This is a genomic window from Amycolatopsis aidingensis (assembly GCF_018885265.1).
In the GTDB taxonomy this organism is placed as follows: Bacteria; Actinomycetota; Actinomycetes; order Mycobacteriales; family Pseudonocardiaceae; genus Amycolatopsis; species Amycolatopsis aidingensis.
The window spans coordinates 3,310,121-3,333,667 of sequence record NZ_CP076538.1; the positions used below are offsets into that span (position 1 = coordinate 3,310,121).

Annotated in this window: 1 protein-coding gene; it reads left to right on the plus strand. The window is 75.7% G+C overall.

The genetic code is table 11. The annotated features are described in order from the left end of the window. The first annotated feature begins 29 nt into the window (after nucleotides 1–29). Nucleotides 30–23,516 (plus strand): type I polyketide synthase, encoded by a 23,487-nt coding sequence (locus KOI47_RS15555; RefSeq protein WP_216216671.1) that lies wholly within the window; start codon nucleotides 30–32, stop codon nucleotides 23,514–23,516. Nucleotides 23,517–23,547 lie beyond the last annotated feature (31 nt).

Genomic DNA, 23,547 nt, shown 5'->3' on the forward strand with positions numbered 1-23,547 from the left:
TCGAGCACCGTCCGGAATGGGCGATAACCATGGATAACGAGCAGCGCCTCCGGGACTACCTCCGGCGCGCGGGCGCCGACCTGCAGCGGACCCGGCAGCGGTTACAGGAGCTGGAAACCGCGGCGCACGAGCCGATCGCGATCGTCGGCATGAGCTGCCGGTACCCCGGCGGGGTCGCGGGCCCTGACGACCTGTGGCGGATGGTCGAGTCCGGCGCGGACGGGATCACCGGGCTGCCGGGTGACCGGGGCTGGTCGCTGGACGCGCTGGACTCCTCAGCGACCCTGGCCGGCGGCTTCCTTTCCGAAGCCACCATGTTCGACGCCGACTTCTTCGGGATCTCGCCGCGTGAGGCGCTGGCCATGGATCCACAGCAGCGGGTGCTGCTGGAGTCCGCATGGGAGGCCGTCGAGCACGCCGGGATCGACCCGCTTTCCCTCAGCGGCAGCCGGACCGGGGTGTTCGTCGGCGCGATCCCGCAGGACTACCGGGTCGGACCGGCGGACAATGTGGACGGATTCGCGCTCACCGGAACCACCACCAGTGTCCTTTCCGGACGTCTGGCGTACGTACTCGGCCTTGTCGGGCCCACGGTCACCGTGGACACCGCGTGCTCGGCCTCGCTGGTCTCCCTGCACCTTGCCGCAAGGGCGCTGCGCGCGGGGGAGTGCTCGCTGGCGCTGGCGGGCGGGGTCACCGTGATGCCGAGCCCGCTGACCTTCGTGGAGTTCAGCAAGCAGGGCGGGCTGGCCGTGGACGGCTACTGCCGCTCCTTCGCCGACTCCGCGAGCGGCACCGGCTGGTCTGAGGGCGCAGGCGTGCTGATGCTGGAGCGGCTTTCCGAAGCTCAGCGCAACGGGCACCGGGTCCTTGCCGTGGTCCGTGGCTCCGCGGTGAACTCCGACGGCGCGTCCAACGGGCTGACCGCGCCGAACGGGCCGGCCCAGCAACGGGTGATCGAACAGGCCCTTGTGGACGCCAGGCTGTCCCCGGAACAGATCGACGCCGTCGAGGCGCACGGCACCGGCACCACCCTCGGCGACCCGGTGGAGGCCGAGGCGCTGCTGGCCACCTACGGCCGCGACCGGCCTGCCGGCCGGCCGCTGCTGCTCGGCTCGGTCAAGTCGAACATCAGCCACACCCAGGCCGCCGCCGGGGTGGCCGGGGTGATCAAGATGGTGCAGGCGATGCGGCACGGGGTGCTGCCGAAGACCCTGCACGTGGACCGGCCGTCCACCCACGTGGACTGGTCCGCGGGCCAGGTCCGGCTGCTGACCGAGAACCAGCCGTGGCCGGACTCCGGCGAGCCGCGCCGGGCCGGCGTGTCCTCCTTCGGCCTCAGCGGCACCAACGCGCATGCCGTGCTGGAGCAGGCCCCTGCCACCGAACCGCGGCCGGAACCGGAACCGGTGGGCCCGGTCCCGCTGCTGGTCTCCGCCCGCGGCCGGGAGGCGCTGCGGGCGCAGGCCGCCCGGCTGGCCACCACGGTGGGCGAGCGGAACCTGCTCGATGTGGCGTTCTCGGCGGCCACCGGCCGCTCCCGGTTCGAGCACACCGCGGTGGTGGTGGCCGCCGACCGGACCGAGGCGGCCGGTGCGCTGGCGGCCCTGGCCGAGGGCGCCGGCCAGGGCCCTGCCCTGGTACAGGGCTCCGCGCGGGGCAGGCCCCGGCTGGCGCTGCTTTTCGCAGGGCAGGGCGGCCAGCGGCTCGGGATGGGGCGGGAGCTGAGCGCGCGGTTCCCGGTGTTCGCCGAGGCACTGGAGGAGGTGATCGCCGAACTCGACCGGCACCGGGAACACCCGCTGCGCCCGGTGCTGTGGGGCGAGGACGCCGCGGAGCTCGCGCGGACCGAGCACGCCCAGCCCGCGCTCTTCGCGCTCGAGATCGCGCTCCACCGGCTGCTGGAGTCCTGGGGGATCGTCCCGGACTTCCTGCTCGGCCACTCGGTGGGCGAGCTGGCCGCGGCGCAGGCGGCGGGGGTGTTCTCGCTGCCGGATGCCGCGCGGCTGGTGACCGCGCGGGGCACGCTGATGCGGGACCTGGCCACGGCGGGCGGCGGGATGGCCGCGGTCCAGGCCACCGAGGATGAGCTGCGCCCGCTGCTGTCCGGCCTGGCCGGGCGGGTGGCGATCGCCGCGGTGAACGGCCCGGAGTCGGTGGTGCTCTCCGGTGAGGAGCAGGCGGTGGCCGAGCTGGCCGCGCGGTTGCGGCGGGACGGAAGGCGGGTGCGCAGGCTGGCGGTGTCCCATGCCTTCCACTCCCCGCAGATGGACCCGGTGCTGGAACCGTTCCGCGCGGTGGTGGCGGGCCTGACCGCGCGCGAGCCGCTGATTCCGATCGTGTCCGGCCGCACCGGGGAACCCGCCACGGTCGCCGAACTGGGCTCGGCGGACTACTGGGCGCGGCAGCTGCGGGAGACCGTGCGGTTCGCCGACGGAGTGCGCTGGCTGCGCCGGCACGGGGCCACCGCCTTCCTCGAGCTCGGGCCGGACGGCACCCTCACCGGGCTGACGCAGGACTGCGCCGCGGCGGAGCGCGGCGAGCCGGAGTCCATGGAGTGCACGGCGTTGCCCGCGCTGCGCCCCGAACGGGACGAGGCCGCCACGCTCACCACCGCCGTGGCCGGGCTGCACACCCGCGGCCTGCCGGTGCGGTGGGCGGACTACTTCGCGGGCACCGGTGCCCGCGAGGTGGAGCTGCCGACCTACGCCTTCCAGCGCCGCCGGTTCTGGCCGCGGGACGGGATGGCGGCCGCGGGTGACCTGCGGGCCGCCGGTCTCGGCGCGGCCAGGCATCCGCTGCTGTCCGCGGCCGTGTCCCTCGCCGGGTCCGCGGGCACCGTGCTCACCGGCAGGCTGTCCGTGCGCTCCCAGCCCTGGCTCGCCGACCACCTGGTGGGCGATACGGTGCTGCTGCCAGGGGCCGCCATGCTGGAGCTGGCGATCCGGGCTGGGGACGAGGTCGGCTGCGACCAGGTGGCCGAGCTGACCATGACCGCGCCACTGCCGCTGCCCGAACAGGGCGGGGTGCAACTACAGCTGCGCGTCGACGGCCCGGCCGCCGACGGCGGCCGCTCCTTCGGCATCTACGCCCGCCCCGACGACACCGAGGAACTGCCCTGGACCCAGCACGCCACCGGCGTACTGACCACCGGGGCGCGACCGGGCACCTTCGGCGCGCGGCAGTGGCCGCCGGCGGGGGCCGAACCGGTGGACCTCACCGGGCTCTACCAGCGGCTGGCCGATGCGGGCCTGCGATACGGGCCCGCCTGCCAGGGCCTGCGCGCGGTCTGGCGGCGCGCTGGCGAGGTCTTCGCCGAGGCCGAGTTGCCCGCCGCGGTGGCGGAGGACGCCGGAGCCTTCGGGCTGCATCCGGCACTGCTGGACGCCGCGCTGCACGCCGCGGCCTGCGCCGAACTGGACCAGAGCGCCGCCGGTGGGCTGCCGTTCTCCTGGTCGGGCGCCCGGTTGCACGCCACCGGCGCGCGGGCCGTGCGGGTGCGGCTGGTGCCGGAAGGTGACCGGCTCGCGGTGCAGCTCGCGGATCCCGGCGGGGAGCCGGTGGCCGAGGTGGACTCGCTGGTGTTGCGCGCCCCGGACCAGCAGGAGGCGGACCCGGCGCACCCCGGGCGGGACCTGTACCGGCCGGTCTGGACCGAGGTGCCCCGCTCGGCGGCGGCCGAGGGCATCGCGGTGCTCGGGCCGGACCCGTTCGACCTGGCAGGCACCCTCGGCTGCCCCGCCGGTGCCGACCTGGACGAGCTGGCGACCGGGGAGATACCCGCGACCGTGGTGTTCCCGGTGTCCGGGGACCCCACCGCGGAACCGTCGGCAAGGGCAAGGGAACTGACCGGCTCGGTGCTCGCCACCCTGACGGCCTGGCTGGCCGAGGACCGTTTCCCGGACAGCCGCCTCGTGGTGCTCACCCGGGGCGCCACCACCCCGCAGGCGGACCCGGCCGCCGCGGCCGTATGCGGGCTGGTGCGCACCGCGCAGGCCGAGCACCCCGGCCGGTTCGGGCTGCTCGACCTGGACCGGGACGCCGAGCCCGGGCAGCTCCTGGCCGCCATCGGCCTGGACGAACCGCAGGTCGCGCTCAGGGACGGCGTGCCGCTGGCCGCCCGGCTGGCCAGGGTGCCGCCGGAGCCGGCAGACGCAGGCGCCTGGGACCCCGAGGGCACCGTGGTGATCACCGGCGGCACCAGCGGGCTCGGCGCCCTGCTCGCCCGGCATCTCGCCACCGAGCACGGGGTGCGGCATCTGCTGCTGCTCAGCCGCAGCGGCGCGGCGGCCCCTGGCGCCGCCGAGCTGGTGACGGAGCTGACCGGGCTGGGTGCCGCACCATCCGTGGTGGCCTGCGACGCCGCCGACCGGGCGGCCCTGGCCGAGGCGCTGTCCGCGGTGCCGCGGCAGCATCCGGTGACCGCCGTGCTGCACGCGGCCGGGGTGCTCGCCGACGGAGTGCTCTCCTCGCTCACCCCGGAGCGGCTGACCACCGTGCTGCGGCCCAAGGTGGACGCCGCATGGAACCTGCACGAGCTGACCAGGGACACCGGCCTGGCCGCCTTCGTGCTGTTCTCCTCGGTGGCCGGCATCCTCGGCGCAGCGGGGCAGGCCAACTACGCGGCGGGCAACGCCTTCCTGGACGCGCTGGCGGCGTCCCGCCGGGCCGATGGGCTGCCCGCCGTTTCCCTTGCCTGGGGCCCGTGGGAGCAGGACGAGGGCATGACCGGCAGGCTCGGCGCGGACAGCGCGCGCAGGCTGCGCAGGCTCGGCACCCCGCCGCTGCCGGTGGCGCACGGGCTCGCGCTGTTCGACGCGGCGCTGCGCACCGGCGAGCCGGTGGTGGCGCCGGTACGGCTGGACCTGGCCGCACTGCGCGCCCTCGGCACGGTGCCCGCGGTGCTGCGTGACCTGGTGCCAGGCGTGGCCCGCCGCGCGGCGGCAGGCACCGCAGCCACCGGCGGCGGGCTGCGTGAGCTGGATCCGGCCCGGCGCGGGGAGGCCGCGCTGGAGCTGGTGCGCGAGCAGGTCGCCGCGGTACTCGGGCACGGCGGGACCGAGGCTGTCGACCCGCAGCGTGCCTTCGCCGACCTCGGCTTCGACTCGCTGACCGTGGTCGAGCTGCGCAACCGGCTCAGCGCGGCGACCGGGCTGCGGCTGGCCCCCACGGTGGTGTTCGACCACCCCACGGCGAGCGCGCTGGCCGGTCACCTGGTGCGGCAGGCGACCGGCACCGCTCCAGCGCTCGCGGCCGAACCGGTGCCTGCCGCCACCGAGGAGCCGATCGCCATCGTCGGGATGAGCTGCCGCTACCCCGGTGGGGTGCGGTCCCCTGAGGACCTGTGGCGTCTGGTCAGCGAGGGCGGGGACGCCATCTCCGGCTTTCCTGCCAACCGGGGCTGGGACCTCGGCTCGCTGTTCCACCCCGACCCCGACCATCCCGGCACCTCCTACACCCGCTCCGGCGGGTTCCTGCACGAGGCAGGCGAGTTCGACCCCGCGTTCTTCGGGATGAGCCCGCGCGAGGCGGTGGCCACCGACGCCCAGCAGCGGCTGCTGCTGGAGACTTCCTGGGAGGCGGTGGAACGCGCGGGGATCGCCCCGCACGCGCTGCGCGGCAGCCGGACCGGCGTGTTCGCCGGGGTGATGTACGGGGACTACGGCGCCGTGCTCTCCGGGTCCGAGTTCGAGGGCCACCTCGGCACCGGCAGCTCCGCCAGCGTGGCCTCCGGCCGGGTTTCCTACCTGCTCGGGCTCGAGGGACCCGCGGTGACCGTGGACACCGCCTGCTCCTCCTCGCTGGTCGCGCTGCACTGGGCCATGCGGGCGCTGCACGCGGGGGAGTGCTCGCTGGCACTGGCAGGCGGGGTGACCGTGATGGCCACCCCCGCGCCGTTCATCGAGTTCTCCCGCCAGCGCGGGCTGTCCCCGGACGGCCGGTGCAAGGCCTACTCCGATGCCGCCGACGGGGTCGGCTGGTCCGAGGGCGTGGGGGTGCTGGTGCTGGAGCGGCTGTCCGACGCGCGGCGCAACGGGCATCCGGTGCTGGCCGTGGTGCGCGGCAGCGCAGTGAACTCCGACGGCGCATCCAACGGGCTGACCGCCCCGAACGGCCTCGCCCAGCAACGGGTGATCACCGAAGCGCTCGCCGCCGCCCGGCTGTCCACATCGGAGGTCGATGTGGTGGAGGGGCACGGCACCGGTACCGCGCTGGGTGACCCGATCGAGGCGCAGGCCCTGCTGGCGACCTACGGCCAGGACCGGGACACCCCGCTGCTGCTCGGTTCGGTCAAGTCGAACCTCGGGCATACTCAGGCCGCGGCCGGGGTGGCCGGTGTGATCAAGATGGTGCAGGCCATGCGGCACGGTCAGGTGCCGCGCAGCCTGCACGCGGAAACCTCCTCCAGCCAGGTGGACTGGACCGCGGGCGCGGTCAGGGTGGTGTCCGAACCAGCCGAATGGCCACGGGCGGACCGGCCGCGCCGGGCCGCGGTGTCCTCCTTCGGGTTCAGCGGCACCAATGTGCACACCGTCCTGGAGCAGGCCCCAGAACCCGAACCCGCGGCGCCCGCTGCCGGACCGGAGCCCGCGGCCACGCCGCTGGTGCTGTCCGCCCGGAGCGCGGCCGCGCTCCGCGACCAGGCCACCCTCCTGCTGTCCACAATGGATCAGCAGCCGGAGGTGGCGCCCGCCGACCTCGCGTTCTCCCTCGCCACCACCAGATCCCACTTCGAACGCCGCGCCGCGGTGGTGTCCGGCGACCGGGAGCTCGCGCGCGCGGCACTCGCCGCGCTGGCCGACAACAGGCCGGACCCGGCGGTGCTGGCCGACGAGGCCGTTCCCGGCGGCAGGATCGCGCTGCTGTTCGCCGGTCAGGGCGGCCAGCGCCCCGGTATGGGCCGCGAGCTCTACGATCGCTTTCCCGCCTTCGCCGCCGCGCTGGACGAGGTGCTGGCCGCACTGCGGCCCCACCTGGACCGGCCGCCCGCCGAGGTGCTGTTCGCCGCCGAGGGGAGCGCGGAGGCGGAGCTGCTGGACCGCACCGGCTGGACCCAGCCCGCGCTGTTCGCCGTCGAGGTGGCGCTGTTCCGGCTGCTGGAGCACTGGGGGGTGCGGCCGGACTACCTTGCGGGGCACTCCATCGGCGAGCTCGCGGCCGCCCACGTCGCGGGCGTGCTGTCGCTGGCGGACGCCTGCACACTGGTGGCCGCAAGGGCCCGGCTGATGGAGGCACTGCCCGCGACCGGCGCCATGGTGGCGGTACGCGCGAGCGAGCGGGAACTGCACGCGGCGCTGGCCGAGCTGCCCGCGGGCTCGGTCGAGATCGCCTCGGTGAACGGACCATCGGCCGTGGTGATCGCCGGGGACGAGGATGCGGTGCTGGAGGTCGCGGCCGGGTTCGCCGCGCGCGGTCGCAAGACCCGCAGGCTGCGGGTGAGCCATGCCTTCCACTCCCCGCATATGGACCCGGTCCTGGCCGAGCTGCGCTGGACCGCCGAGGGCCTGAGCTACGCCCAGCCCGCGATCCCCGTGGTGTCCACCAGAACCGGCGAGCCGCTGCCTGCCGAGCTGCTGTGCTCGCCGGGCTACTGGGTCGAGCAGGCCCGGCACTCGGTGCGGTTCGCCGACGCGGTGACCACCCTCGCCGGGCTCGGTGCCACCACCTTCGTCGAGCTCGGCCCGGACGGCTCGCTGTCCGCGGCCGCGGCGGACACCCTCGGCGCGGAGGCCGACGCGGCGCTGATCCCGGTACTGCGCGAGGGAAGGCCCGAGGAGGCCGCCCTGGCCACCGCGCTGGCGCGGATACACCTGCGCGGCGGGACGGTGGACTGGCCAGGCTACTTCGCGGGCAGCGGCGCACGCCGGGTCGACCTGCCCACCTATCCCTTCCAGCACGAGACCTACTGGCCCCAGCCGTCCGGCCGGCAGCGCGGCCGGGAACACTCCTGGCGCTACCGCATCGGATGGACCACCCTGCCCGAGCCCGCCCCGGGACAGCTGACCGGGCACTGGCTGCTGGTCACCACCCCGGAAGGCGGGGAACGCGCCGAACGGCTGGCCACCGCGTTGCGCGAGCGGGGCGCCGAGGTGCGGGAACTGGAGCTGGACACCGACCGCACCGGCCCGGCCGAACTCGCGGGCACCCTGGCCGGGCCCGGTGCACCGGGCGAGCTGAGCGGGGTGCTGTCCACGGTGGCGCTGGATCGGCGTCCCTGCGGCAGCCATCCTGAGCTCGGCGCCGGGCTGGCCGCCACCCACACCCTGCTGCGGGCGCTGGCCGAATCCGGACTCGAAGCTCCACTGTGGACTGTGACGAGCGGTGCGGTGCGCGCGCGGGACGACGACGAGGAGACCGATCCGGAACAGGCCGCGGTATGGGGCTACGGGCGGACCGCGGCACTGGAGTACCCCGGCGGCTGGGGCGGCCTGGTGGACCTGCCTTCCGGCCTGCCGGAACCAGCCGTACGGCGGCTCGCCGCCGTACTGGCGGGCGGGCTTCCCGGCGAGGACCAGCTGGCCGTGCGGGCGGAAGGGGTCCTCGGCAGGCGCCTGCTGCCCGACCCGGCCGGTACGCAGGCCGGCGCACCGGCGGTCCGGGGCACCGTGCTGGTCACCGGCGGCACCGGCGGCCTCGGCGCGGAGGCCGCCAGGTGGCTGGCCGGTGCGGGCGCGCCGCGCCTGGTGCTGACCAGCCGCCGCGGCGAGGACGCGCCGCAGGTGGCCGAGCTGCGTGCCGAGCTGACCGAGCTCGGGGCCGAGGTGGACATCCTGGCCTGCGATGTCGCCGACCGCGCGGCACTGGCCGCGGTGCTGGACGCGATACCGGGGGACACCCCGCTGACCGGTGTGGTGCACGCGGCCGGGGTGAGTGAGTTCCGGCCACTCGCCGAGACCGGGCCGGCCGAGCTGGCGACCGCGATGGCAGCCAAGGCCGGTGGAGCGGCGAACCTGGACGCCCTGCTCGGCGAGCGGGAACTGGACCTCTTCGTGCTGTTCGGGTCGATCGCCGGGGTACTGGGCAGCGGGGCGCAGGCCGGGTACGCGGCGGCGAACGCCTATCTGGACGCGCTCGCACAGCGGCGGCACGCCCGCGGGCTGGCCGCGACCTGCCTGGCCTGGGGTCCATGGGCGGACACCGGCATGGCCGCCGGCGAGGAGGAGAGCCGCCGGTTCGCCCAGCGCGGGCTGCGCAGGCTGGCACCGGGACCCGCGCTGGCCGAGCTGGGCCGCGCCCTCGCGCACGGGGACACCACCGTCACCGTGGCCGATATTGACTGGGCCCGCTACGCGCCGGTGTTCACCACGGCCCGGCCCAGTGCCCTGCTCTCCGCCCTGCCCGAGGTCGCCGGGCAACAGGCGTCCGCCGCGAAGGGCACCGGGACCGAGCTGGCCGGGCGGCTGGCCGGGCTGCCGGAGAGCGAACAGGAACGCCTGCTGGTGAGCATCGTGCGCACCGAGGCAGCCGCAGTGCTCGGTCACGAGGGCGCCGAGGCGGTGGCCGAGCGGCGCGCGTTCACCGAGATCGGGTTCGACTCGCTGACCGCGGTCGAGCTGCGGCAACGGATGTGCACGCTGACCGGGCTGGTGCTGCCGACCACGCTGGTCTTCGACCACCCGAACCCGCTGGAGCTGGCCAGGTACCTGCGCGCGGAGCTTGGCGGCGCCGCGGGGAGCGGGGCGGAACCGGTGGCCACGGCCACGGCCGCGGGCGAGGATCCGATCGTCATCGTCGGGATGAGCTGCCGGTTCCCCGGCGAGGTCGGCGACCCGGACCAGCTGTGGCAGCTGCTGGCTTCCGGAACCGAGGCCCTTTCCGATTTCCCCGGCGGCCGCGGCTGGGAGTCCGCCGTGGCCTACCACCCCGACCCGGACCAGCCAGGCACCACCTACACCACCCGCGGTGGCTTCCTGCACGACGCCGACCGGTTCGACCCCGGCTTCTTCGGCATCTCGCCGCGTGAGGCGCTGGGCATGGACCCGCAGCAGCGGCTGCTGCTGGAGACCACCTGGGAGGCCTTCGAACGGGCCGGGATCGACCCGGTCTGCCTGCGCGGCAGCCGCACCGGATCGTTCATCGGCTCCAGCTACGCCCAGTACGGTGAGGGGTCGGCGGGCGCAGCCGGTTCCGAAGGCACCGACCTGCTCGGCCACGTGGTCACCGGCACCATCCCGAGCGTGCTCTCCGGCAGGCTGGCCTACGTGTTCGGCCTCGAGGGGCCCGCGGTCACCGTGGACACCGCCTGCTCCTCCTCGCTGGTGGCACTGCATCTGGCCGCGCAGTCGCTGCGCAACGGGGAAACCTCGCTCGCCGTCGCGGGCGGGGTGACCGTGATGACCACCCCGGGGCCGTTCATCGCCTTCAGCAGGCAGCGCGCGCTGGCCCCGGACGGCCGGTGCAAGCCCTTCTCCGCGGCCGCGGACGGGATGGCGCTGGCCGAGGGCGTCGGCATCGTGGTGGTGGAGCGGCTGTCCGACGCACGCCGTAACGGGCATCCGGTGCTGGCCGTGGTCCGCGGCTCGGCGATCAACTCCGATGGCGCATCCAACGGCCTCACCGCCCCGAACGGACGCTCCCAGCAACGGGTGATCCGGCAGGCCCTCGCCAACGCCCATCTGTCCACATCGGATATCGACGCGGTGGAGGCGCACGGAACCGGTACCGCCCTCGGCGATCCGATCGAGGTGCAGGCCCTGCAGGCGACCTACGGTGCGGATCGGCCGGATGGCAGGCCGCTGCTGCTCGGCTCGATAAAGTCCAACATCGGGCACAGCCAGTCGGCGGCCGGCATCGCCGGAGTGATCAAGATGGTGCTTGCCATGCGGCACGGCGTGCTGCCGCGCAGCCTGCACGCCGAACAGCCCTCGCCGCAGGTGGACTGGAGCGCGGGCACGGTGGCGCCGCTCGGCGGCCCGGCCGACTGGCCTGCCACCGGGCGGCCCCGCCGGTGCGCGGTGTCCTCCTTCGGCATCAGCGGCACCAACGCGCACCTGCTGCTGGAGGAGCCACCCGCGGTCGAGGCCGTGCCGGAACCCGCCAGGCGGCGGCCGGAGATCGTGCCGCTGGTGCTGTCCGCCCGTGACCCGGCCGCGTTGCGGTCGCAGGCCGGTAACCTGTTGCCCTACCTGGCGGACCCGGAGGCCGACCCGGTCGACCTCGGCAACTCGCTGCTGCGCACCCGGTCGCTGTTCGAGCACCGGGCCGTGCTGCTCGGCAGCAGGCGCGCGGACCTGGCCGCCGGGCTGACGGCCCTTGCCGGTGGCCGGCCGCACCCCGGGGTGGTGGCGGGCACCGCCGATCTCGACGGCCGCACCGTGTTCGTGTTCCCCGGCCAGGGCTCGCAGTGGGCCGGGATGGGCGCAGCCCTGCTGGAGTCCTGCCCGGTGTTCGCCGCGCGGATCGCCGGGTGCGCCGCGGCGCTGCGGCCGTTCGTGGACTGGTCCCTGCCGGAGGTACTGCGCCAGGCCGGGGACGCGCCCTCGCTGGAGCGGGTGGACGTGGTGCAGCCCGCCTCCTTCGCGATGATGGTGTCGCTGGCCGCCGAATGGGGCTCCCACGGGGTGCTGCCGGACGCGGTGGTCGGCCACTCCCAGGGCGAGATCGCCGCGGCGGTGGTCGCCGGTGCGCTCTCGCTCGAGGACGGCGCGCGGGTGGTGGCACTGCGCAGCCGCGCGATCGCCCGGCTGCTGGCCGGTGCGGGCGGGATGCTGTCGATCTCGCTGGCGCCGGAGGAGGTCGAGCCGCGGCTGCCTGCCGGGGAGGTCTCGATCGCCGCGGTGAACGGGCCGCGTTCGGTGGTGGTCTCCGGCTCGCCGCGGGCACTGGACGCCCTGCAGGCCGAGCTCTCCGCCGAGGACGTGCGGGTGCGCCGGATCCCGGTGGACTACGCCTCGCACTCGCCGCAGGTCGCCGCGCTGCGGGCGGAACTGCTGGAGCAGCTCGCCCCGGTCCGGCCGGGGGCCGCCGCGGTGCCGCTGCTGTCCACCCTGACCGGGGACTGGCTGGCCGATGGCGAGGCGGACGCCGACTACTGGTACCGCAATCTGCGCCGCACCGTCCGGTTCGAACCGGCCGTCCGCGCCCTGCTGGGCCAGGAGTACCGGGCTTTCCTCGAGATCAGCCCGCATCCCGTGCTGACCTTCGCGGTGCAGGAGACCGCGGCGGACGCCGGGGAGCAGGTGGTGGCCACGGGCACCCTGCGCCGGGACGACGGCGGCCAGGACCGGATGCTCACCTCGCTGGCCGAGGCGTTCGTCCGCGGGGTACCGGTGGACTGGGCGTACGAGTTCGACGGCACCGGCGCCCGCCGGGTCGAACTGCCAACCTACGCCTTCCAGCACCAGGGATTCTGGCTGCCGTGCGCGCCGCTCGGCGGCGGAGCAGGGCAGGAAGGGGACGACACCTGGGGCGAGCTGGCCGAGGCCGATCCGGCCGCGCTGGCCGCCGAACTCGAGGTGGACGAGCAGGCGCTGGCCACCGTACTGCCCGCGCTGTCCGGCTGGCGCAGGCAACGCACCCACGAGGCCGTCGCGGACTCCTGGCGATACCGGATCCGGTGGCTGCCGGTGCCCGCCGGTACGCAGCCCGCACTGGCCGGGACCTGGCTGCTGCTCACCGCGGACGAGGAGCAGGAAGCCATCGCGGCGGTGCTCGGCGCCGCCATCGCCGGGCACGGCGCCGAGCCGCGCCTGCTGCGGCTGGACGACCCGGAGCCGGACCGGGCCGGCCTGGCCGCGCTGCTGACCGCCGAGGGCGCACCGGAGGCCGCCGGGATCGTCTCCCTCACGGGCATGACGGGCTCGCCGAGTGCCCGGCAGCCGGAGCTGACCGGCGGGCTGGCGCTGAGCCTGACGCTGGTGCAGGCACTCGGCGACGCCGGGGCGCAGGCGCCGCTGTGGCTGCTCACCAGGGGCGCGGTGGGCACCGGCCGGGGCGACCCGGTGGCCGATCCGGGGCAGGCCATGGTGGCCGGGCTCGGCTGGACCGCGGCGGTGGAACATCCCGGCCGCTGGGGCGGGGTGCTGGATCTTCCGTCCACGATGGACAAGGAATTGGATACCGCGGGGGCGCGGCTGCTGGCCGCCGCGCTGGCCGGCGACACCGGGGAGGACCAGCTCGCGCTGCGCCCGGCGGGGCTGCTCGCCCGGCGCCTGGTGCCGGCCCCGGTCGTGGCCGCGCCGGGCCGGTGGCGGCCCGGCGGCAGCACCCTGGTCACCGGCGGCACCGGAACCCTCGCGCCGCATGTGGCCCGCTGGCTGGCCGGACACGGCGCCGGACATCTTGTGCTGGTCAGCCGCGCGGGCCCGGAGTCCCCGCGCGCGGCGGAGCTGGTGAGCGAGCTGGCCGAGCTCGGCGCCACCGCCGAGGTGGTGGCCTGCGATGTCACCGACGCCGATGCCCTCGCCCGGCTGCGCGCGGACCTGAGCGAACGCGGGCACCAGGTGCGCACGGTGATCCACGCCGCCGCCCGGATCGAACTGTGCTCGCTGGCCGAGACCGATCTGGCGGGCTTCGCGCGCGTGCTGCACGCCAAGGTCACCGGCGCCGCCAACCTGGACCGGGTGTTCGGCGCGGACCTGGAGGCGTTCGTGTTGTTCTCCTCGGTGGCCGGGATGTGGGGAACCGGGCAGCACGCCGCCTACGTGGCGGGCAATGCCTACCTGCATGCCCTCGCCGAGCGGCGCGCAGCCTGCGGGCTGCCTGCCACCGCGCTCTCCTGGGGGATCTGGGCCGACGACCGGGAACTGGGCCGGGTGGACCCGGAGCAGATCCGGCGCAGCGGGCTGGAGTTCATGGACCCGCGCACGGCGCTGGCCGGGCTGCGCCGTGCCCTGGACGCGGGCGACACCACCATCGCCGTCGCGGACGTCGACTGGGGCCGCTACCACCCTGTCTACACCTCCGCCCGGCCGACCACGCTGTTCGACGAGATCCCCGCGGTGCGGGCACTGGCCGATGCGGCAGGGCCGGAACCGGAAGGGGCGGGTGGCGAGCTGGCCGGACGGCTGCGCACCCTGTCCGGGGCCGAGCGGATCCGGACGCTGGCCGAGCTGGTGCGCGGCGCGGCCGCCGCGGTGCTCGGCCACGGCTCGGCCGAGGCCCTGCCAGGCAACCGGGCCTTCCGGGACGCCGGGTTCGACTCGGTCACCGCGGTGGACCTGCGCAACCGGATCGCCGCGAGCACCGGGCTGAACCTGCCTGCCACCATGGTGTTCGACCACCCGAACCCACTTGCCCTCGCCGGGTTCCTCGACGGCAGGCTGTCCGGCGCCGGGGCCCCGGCACGCACCGCGCCTGCGGACGGGGTGTTCACCGCGGAGGAACCGGTCGCGATCGTCGGGATGGGCTGCCGCTACCCCGGCGGGGCGGACTCGCCGGAGCGGCTGTGGGAACTGCTGCTGGACGGCGTGGACGCCACCTCCACGTTCCCTGCCGACCGCGGCTGGCGGGCCGAGCAGCTGTACGATCCGGACCCGGACCGGGCCGGGCACACCTACTCGGTGCGGGGCGGTTTCCTGCACGAGGCCGCCGAGTTCGACGCCGCCTTCTTCGGGGTTTCCCCGCGGGAGGCGCTGGCGATGGACCCGCAGCAGCGGCTGCTGCTGGAAACCGCGTGGGAGGCCTTCGAACGGGCCGGTCTCGACCCGCACCGGCTGCGCGGCAGCCGCACCGGCACCTTCGTCGGTGCCAGCTACCAGGACTACGGCACCGGCCTCGCGCACACCGTGGACGGCGCCGAGGGGCACCAGATCACCGGCTCGCTGCCCAGCGTGCTGTCCGGAAGACTTGCCTACCTGTTCGGCCTTGAGGGCCCGGCGCTCACCGTGGACACCGCCTGCTCCTCCTCGCTGGTGGCGCTGCATCTGGCCGCGCGCTCGCTGGCCACAGGGGAGAGCGACCTCGCGCTCGCCGGCGGGGCGAGCATCATGGCCACCCCGGCCGCGTTCATCGGGTTCAGCAGGCAACGAGTGCTCGCCGGGGACGGGCGGTGCAAGGCCTTCGCTGACTCGGCGGACGGGATGACCCTTGCCGAGGGTGTCGGGGTGGTGCTGCTGGAGCGGCTGTCCGACGCGCGGCGCAACGGGCATCCGGTGCTGGCGGTGCTGCGCGGTAGCGCGGTGAACTCCGATGGCGCCTCCAACGGGCTGACCGCCCCGAACGGGCCAGCGCAGCAGCGGGTGATCACCGACGCGCTCGCGGCCTGCGGGCTCGAACCCTCCGATGTGGACGCCCTGGAGGGGCACGGTACCGGGACCGCGCTCGGTGATCCGATCGAGGCGCAGGCCCTGCTGGCGACCTACGGCCAGGACCGGCAGCGGCCGCTGCTGCTGGGTTCGGTCAAGTCGAACCTCGGGCACACCCAGATGGCCTCCGGGGTGGCCGGGGTGATCAAGATGGTGCAGGCGCTGCGGCACGGGGTGCTGCCCCCGACCCTGCACGTGGACACCCCGTCCTCCCATGTGGACTGGAGCTCCGGGGCGATCGAGCTGCTCACCGAGCGGGCAGGCTGGCCGGAGACCGGCCGGGCGCGTCGGGCCGGCATCTCCTCGTTCGGGCTGAGCGGCACCAATGTGCACGCCATCCTGGAGCAGGCGCCGGAGACCGGGGAGCCGGAACCGGCCGAACCGGTGGCGGGACCGGTGCCGGTGCTGGTGTCCGCACGGGACACCCCGGCGCTGCGGGCCCGCGCCGCCGACCTGCTCGACCTGCTCGCCGACCGGCCCGACACCCCGGTCGCCGACCTCGCCCGCGCCCTTGCCACCACCCGCGCCGGTTTCGAGCAGCGCGCCGCGATCCTCGCGGACGGGCCGGAGGAGCTGGTACGCGGCCTGACCGCGCTGCGCGAGGACGCCCCGGCGGCCGGGCTGCACCGTGGCCGGGCAGGCAGCGGCAGCACCGCCGTGCTGTTCTCCGGCCAGGGCGCGCAACGCCCCGGTATGGGCAGGCAGCTCTACCAGCGGTTCGAGGCGTTCGCCCGCGCACTGGACGAGGTCATCGCGCAGCTGGACCCGCAACTGGACCGGCCGCTGCGGGAGCTGCTGTTCGCCGAGGACGGCAGCACCGAGGCCGGGCTGCTGGACCACACCGGCTACACCCAGCCCGCGCTGTTCGCCTTCGAGGTAGCGCTGTTCCGGCTGCTGGAGTCCTGGGGACTGCGGCCGGACTACCTCGCGGGGCACTCCGTCGGCGAGCTGGCCGCCGCTCATGTGGCCGGGTGTCTCACCCTGCCCGACGCCGCCACCCTGGTCGCCGCCCGCGCCCGGCTGATGCAGGAGCTGCCGGAGACCGCGGGGGCGATGGTCGCCGTGGTGGCCACCGAGGATGAGGTCACCGAGCTGCTGGGTGATCCGGACGGCCCGGTTTCGATCGCCGCGGTGAACGGGCCGCACGCGGTGGTACTTGCCGGGGCGGAGCGGGAGACGCTGCGCGCCGCCGCCACACTGGCCGAGCGCGGCAGGCGTACCCGCAGGCTGCGGGTGAGCCACGCCTTCCACTCCCCGCTGATGGACGACATGCTCGCCGAGTTCGCGGCGGTCGCCGCAGGGGTGTGCTACGCGCCGCCGCTGATCCCGGTGGTCTCCACCGTGACCGGGCGGCTCGCCACCGCCGGGGAACTGTGCTCCCCGGACTACTGGGTGGGCCAGGTGCGCCGGACCGTGCGGTTCGCCGACGGGATCGCCACCCTTGCCGAGCGGGGTGTCTCCACCTTCCTCGAACTCGGCCCGGACGCGGTGCTGTCCGGGATGGCGGCGGAGACCCTCGGCGCGCAGGACGAGCGGGCCGCCGCGGCGCCGGTACCCGCGCAGCGGGCGGACCGCCCCGAGGTGCCCGCGCTGCTCGGTGCGCTCTGCGGGCTGTACCTGCGCGGCGTGCCGATCGACTGGGCCTCCTTCTTCCCCCGCGGCGCGAGGGTGGACCTGCCGACCTACCCCTTCCAGCGGGAACGGTTCTGGCCCGAGGCGCAGGAACCGGAACCGGGACCGGGACCCGCGGGCGGCGCGGACGCGGACTTCTGGGCCGCAGTGCGCCGCGCGGACCACGCCTACCTGAGCGCCGAGCTCGGCGTGGACGAGGACACCGCGGCGGCGATCACACCCGCACTGGCAGGCTGGCGGGAGAGCAGGGACCGCCGGTCCACACTGGACGAACTGCGCTACCGGATCGCCTGGCGGCCGTGCCCGGTCCCCGCGCGGTCAGCGGCACAGGGCCGCTGGCTGGTGCTGCTGCCCGCCGGGGCGCCGGAACCGGACTGGCTGGACCCGCTGCTGGACCTGCTCGCCGAGCGCGCCGTCCGGCTCACCGTCCCCTGGCCGGAGCGCGCCGCCATCGCCGAACCGGCCCGCGAGCTGGCCGGGGACCTCGCCGGGGTGCTCTGCCTGCCTGCGGCGGCCACCGGCGAGGAAACCGGGCCGGAGCTGCCCGCCCCGCTGGCCATGGCCGTGGCCGCCGTGCAGGGCCTCGCCGATGCCGGGGTCACCGCCCCGCTGTGGTGCCTCACCCGCGCCGCGGTCCCGGTCACCGTCGCCGACGACCCGCCGGACCCCGCCCAGGCGGCGGTCTGGGGCCTCGGCAGGTCGGTGGCGCTGGAGCGGCCTGCGGCCTGGGGCGGGCTGATCGACCTGCCCGGCGCGCTGGACCGGCACGCGGTGCGCAGGCTGGCCGCCGCCCTCACCGGCGAGGAGGACCAGCTGGCCCTGCGCGAGTCCGGGCTGCTGGCCCGCAGGCTGGTGCGCGCCCGCGACACCGGCGAGCGGCCACGCCCCGCGTTCCACCCCGGCGCGACCGTGCTGGTCACCGGCGCCACCGGCGGGATCGGCTGCCAGGTCGCCCGCTGGCTGGCCAGGGAGGGGGCCCAGCACCTGCTGCTGGTCAGCAGGAGCGGGAGCGCGGCACCCGGCGCGGCGGCACTGGCCGCCGAACTGGGCGAGCTCGGGGCGCGGGTGACGCTGGCCGCCTGCGACGTCGCCGACCGGGACGCGCTGGCCGCCGTGCTCGCGGACATCCCGGACGAACTGCCGCTCACCGCGGTGTTCCACGCCGCCGGGGTGGTGGACGACGGCGTGGTGGACGGCCTGACCCCGGACCGGTTCGCCCGCGTGCTGCGGGTCAAGGCCATGGCCGCGCGGCACCTGCACGAGCTGACCGCGGGCGCGGACCTGTCCGCGTTCGTGCTGTTCTCCTCGATCGCCGGGTTGCTCGGCGCCGCGGGGCAGGGCAACTACGCCGCGGCCAACGCCTACCTGGACGCGCTGGCCGCCCACCGCCGCGCCGAGGGGCTGCCCGCCACCGCGGTCTGCTGGGGGCCGTGGGCCGGGGCCGGGATGGCCGTGGACGGGGAGACCGCGGCCGGGCGGATCCGCCGCGGCGGCCTCACCCCGCTACCACCCGAGCTGGCGCTGCCCGCGCTGCGCGGCGCCGTGGAACAGGACGAGCCCACCCTCGCCATCGCCGATATCGACTGGGCCCGCTTCGGGCCGGTGCTGGCCGCGCTGCGGCCGGCACCGTTGCTGGCCGAACTGCCCGGGGCACGCCCGGCCACCGGCGGTCCCGCACCGGAGCCGCAGCGGCGGCTGGCCGGGTTGCCTGCCGCGCAGCGCGACCGGCGGCTGCTGGACCTGCTGTGTGAGCAGGTGGCCGTGGTGCTCGGTCACGCCGAACCCGGCGAGGTGGACGTGCAGCGGCCGTTCCTGCAACTCGGCTTCGACTCGCTCACCGCGCTGGAACTGCGCAACGCGCTGGCCACGGCCACCGGGCTGCGGCTGCCTGCCTCCCTGCTGTTCGACCATCCGACCCCGCGCGAGCTGGCCACGTTCCTGGCCGCCGAGCTGGCCGGGGACACCCCGCGGGCACCGCAGGCCACCGCCCCGGCAGGCACCGCGCAGCAGGCGGCCGAACCGATCGCGGTGGTCGGCATCGGCTGCCGCTTCCCCGGCGGGGTGTCCTCCCCTGATGAGCTGTGGCAGCTGCTGGCTGACGGCAGGGACGCGATCTCCGGGTTCCCCGCCGACCGCGGCTGGGACCTCGGCGCGCTGGCCACCGGGTCGGCCACCCAGCACGGCGGCTTCCTGCCCGAGGTTGGCGAGTTCGACGCCGAGTTCTTCGGCATCTCCCCGCGGGAGGCGCTGGCCATGGACCCGCAGCAACGGCTGCTGCTGGAGACCGCATGGGAGGCACTGGAACGCGCCGGGCTGGACCCCACCGCCCTGCGCGGCACCGGAACCGGCGTGTTCGTCGGAACCAACGGCCAGGACTACGTGACCATGCTGCGCCGCGCGGCCGAATCCGCGACCGCGGGCGAGGCCGACGGGATCGGCGGCCATGTGGCCACCGGAAACACCGCGAGCGTGCTGTCCGGCAGGCTCGCCTACCTGCTCGGGCTGGAGGGGCCCGCGGTCACCCTGGACACCGCCTGCTCGGCCTCGCTGGTGGCGTTGCACTGGGCAGGCCGGGCGCTGCGTTCCGGGGAATGCTCGCTGGCCCTTGCCGGCGGGGTCTCGGTGATGTCCAGCCCGGACGCCTTCGTGGAGTTCAGCCTGCAGGGCGGGCTCGCGCCGGACGGGCGGTGCAAGGCCTTCGCCGATGGCGCCGACGGCACGGCCTGGGCGGAGGGCGCCGGGGTGCTGGTGCTGGAGCGGCTGTCCGACGCCCGCCGCAACGGCCACCGCATCCTGGCGACGATCCGCGGCTCGGCGGTGAACTCCGATGGCGCGTCCAACGGGCTGACCGCCCCGAACGGGCCCGCGCAGCAACGGGTGATCCGGGCCGCGCTGGCCGACGCCGGGCTGTCCGCATCCGAGGTCGACGCGGTGGAGGCGCACGGTACCGGCACCGCCCTCGGCGATCCGGTGGAGGCGCAGGCCCTGCTGGCCACCTACGGGCAGGACCGGGACACCCCGCTGTACCTGGGGTCGATCAAGTCGAACCTCGGGCACACCCAGGGCGCCGCCGGAGTGGCCGGCGTGCTCAAGATGGTGCTGGCGATGCGGCACGGGTTGCTGCCCCGGACCCTGCACGCCGAGAGTCCGTCCTCGCATGTGGACTGGAGTGCCGGGGAGATCCGGCTGCTCACCGAGCAGGAAGGCTGGCCGGCGGCAGACAGGCCGCGCCGGGCCGGGGTGTCCGCCTTCGGTATCAGCGGCACGAACGCCCACCTGCTGCTGGAGCAGGCCCCGGCGGCCGAGCCCGAAGCCGGGGACGTCGCCGCGGACACCGAGCCCGGCCCGGTGCCCTGGGTGGTGTCCGCGCGGACCGCGGACGGCCTGCGCGCCCAGCTGGACCGGCTCACCGCGCACACCGCGGCCCGCAAGGATGAGTCCAGGACGGCCATCGGCCGTGCCCTTGCCACCGAACGCGCCGCGCTGCCGCACCGTGCCGTCCTTCTGTCCGATGTGGACTCGACCGTGGAGGTGGCGCGGGACACCGCCCGCACCGGCGGCGGGATCGCCTTCCTGTTCTCCGGGCAGGGCTCGCAGCGGCTCGGCATGGGCAGGCGGCTGTACCAGCGCCACGAGGTGTTCGCCGATGCCCTCGACGAAACCCTGGCGCGGCTGGAACCAGGGCTGCGGGAGGTGATGTGGGGCGCCGATCCGGACGCGCTCACCCGCACCGGTCGGGCGCAACCGGCGCTGTTCGCCTTCGAGGTGGCGCTGTTGCGGTTGCTGGAGTCCTGGGGTCTGCGCCCGGACCAGGTGGCAGGCCATTCGATCGGCGAGCTCACCGCGGCGCATGTGGCCGGGGTGCTCTCCCTCGCCGACGCCTGCGCGCTGGTGACCGCGCGGGCCGAACTGATGCAGGCGCTGCCCGCAGGCGGGGCCATGGTGGCCGTGCGGGCCCCCGAGGAGGAGGTGGCCGCACTGCTGGACGAGCGGGTCTCCATCGCCGCGGTGAACGGCCCGGAGTCCGTGGTGCTGTCCGGGCAGGAGGCCGCGGTCGCCGGGATCGCCGCCACCCTGGCTGACCGGGGCAGGCGCTGCACCCGGCTGCGGGTCAGCCACGCCTTCCACTCCCCGCTGGTGGAACCGATGCTCGCCGAGTTCGGCCGGGTCGCGGCCGGCCTGGACTACCGGCCGCCTGCGCTGCCGGTGGTGTCCAATCGCACCGGGGAACCTGCCACCGCCGCGCAGCTGTGCTCCCCGGACTACTGGGTCGGCCACGCCAGGGACACCGTGCGCTTCGCCGCCGGGATACGCACCCTGCGCGCGGAGGGTGCCGAGGTGTTCCTCGAGGTCGGCCCGGACGGCGTGCTGTGCGCCATGGCCCAGCAGAACCTGGCCGAGCAGGAGCGGGACCGCGTCCTGCTGGTCCCCGCGCAGCGCGCGGACCGGGAGGAGGGCACCGCCCTGCTCACCGCGCTCGGCGCGTTGCACGCCCGCGGGGCCGGGGTGGACTGGGCGGCCTACTTCGGCCGCGGCCCGTGCGCGGACCTGCCGACCTATGCCTTCCAGCGCAGCCGGTACTGGCCGGAGGTGGCGGTACCCGCCGCGCGCCCCGCGGCCGACCCCGCGGATGCCGGGTTCTGGACCGCCATCGAAAAGTCCGATGTGGACTCGCTCGCCGCGGAGCTTGACCTCGACCCCGGCGCGCTCACCGCGGTGGTGCCCGCGCTCTCCGCCTGGCGGCGGGCCCGGCGGGAACGGCAGGCGACCGGGGACTGGTGCTACCGGCACACCCGGCAGCCGGTGACCCTGCCCGCCACGGCGGAACTGGACGGCAGCTGGCTGGCGCTGCTGCCGGCGGGCTGGGCGGAGGACCCCTGGCTGAGTGCCGCGGTAGGGGCGCTGCGCGGCAGCGTGTACCCGGTGGCCGCATCCGACCGGGAGACCCTGGCCGGAGAGCTCGCCCTGCTGGAGGCCGGACCCGCCGGGGTGGTGTCCTTCCTTGGCACCGGCCGGGAACGGGAATGGGCCTGGCCCTCGGTGTTGCTGGACACCCTCGCCGAGGCCGGGGTCACCGCCCCGCTGTGGTGCGTGACCCGCGGCGCCTTCCCGGAGGGTGACCCCGCGGACTCCGCGGATCCCGGTGATCCCGGCCAGGCCGCGCTCTGGGGCGCGGGCCGGGCCTGCGCCCTGGACCAGCCGCGGCGCTGGGGCGGGCTGGTCGACCTGCCAGAGACGCTGGAGGGTGCCGTACCGGCCGGGTTCACCGCCGTGCTCGCCGGGCTGGGCGAGGACCAGGCCGTGTTGCGCCCGTCCGGGGTGTTCGCCCACCGGCTCACCAGGGCCGGGCTGGCGACCGAGCGGCACTGGAGCCCGGCGGGCACCGTGCTGGTGGCCGGCGCCGGGGCCGAGCTCGCCGGGCCCGTGCTGCGCTGGCTCGCCACCACCGGCGCCGAACGGGTGGTGCTCGCGGGTGGTGCGCCCGCCGGGGACCCGGCCGGGCTCGCCGCGGAACTCGGTATCGACCTGACCCTCGTTCCCTGCGACCTTGCCGACCGCGCGGCATTGGCCGGCCTGCTCGCCGGGCTGCCCGACCGGCTGGGCGGGGTGATCGTCGGCGCGCTGCCCGCCGACCTTGAGGCCGGGCCAGGCGCCGCCCTGCGGGCCGCGGTTGCGCCAGCCGAGCACCTGGACGACCTGCTCGGCGCGCGCGGTACCGAGGCCTTCGTTCTGCTCGGCTCGCTCGCCGGTGCCTTGGGCATGGCCGGGCACGAGCGGGAGGCCGCGGCCTCGGCCTACCTGTCCGGGCTCGCGCGGCGGCGGCAGCTGCGCGGCGCCCCGGCGACCGCCGTCGCACTCGGCCCACTGGAGGGCCACCATGGCGGCGCGGCACACCTGCGGCTGAACGGCCTGCTCCCGATGCAGCCTGAGCTCACCCTCGCCGTGCTGGGCAGGGTCGTCGCCGGTGGGGAGGCGGTGACCACGGTGGCCGAGGTCGCCTGGGACCGGTTCGCCCCAGCCTTCACCGCCTCCCGGCCGAGCCCGCTGCTGGACGGCCTCGCCGAGGCACGGGTCGCACTGGCGGCCGCGCGGCGGCACGGCAAGGGCGGGCGGGACCAGCAGGACGCCGCCCGGCTGCGCGAGCGGCTGCTCGGCCTGCCCGCGGCCGAGCGCCGGCAGACGCTGGTGGAGCTGGTCACCGACCGGGTGGCCGTGGTGCTCGGGCACACCGAGGCGGTACCGGCGGACCGGGCCTTCGCCGACCTCGGGTTCGACTCGCTGACCGCGATGGACCTGCGTAACCAGCTCGGCGAGGCGACCGGGCTCAGCCTCCCGGTCACCCTGGCCTTCGACTACCCGACCCCGGAGGACCTGGCCGGGCACCTGCTCGGGCAGCTGCTGCCGGAACCGCCGCGCGGCAGCGGCAATGGTGCGGGTAACGGCGAGCTGGATCCGCATGCGCTGCTGGACGCGGTGCCGCCGGCCCGGTTGCGTGCGGCCGGGGTGCTGGACCAGCTGCGGCGGCTGGCGGGCCAGGAGGAGACCGGGCGGCCCGGCGGGGAGGACATCGACGCGATGGATGTCGAGGACCTCGTGCGGACCGCGCTGAACGGCCAGACCGACCAGTCACACGACTGAAGGGTTCGACGATGACTGCATCCAGCGAGAA

Coding starts and splice junctions, on each gene's coding strand:
- KOI47_RS15555 (WP_216216671.1), top strand. CDS start 30: ATGGATAACGAGCAGCGCCTCCGGGACTACCTCCGGCGCGCGGGCGCC.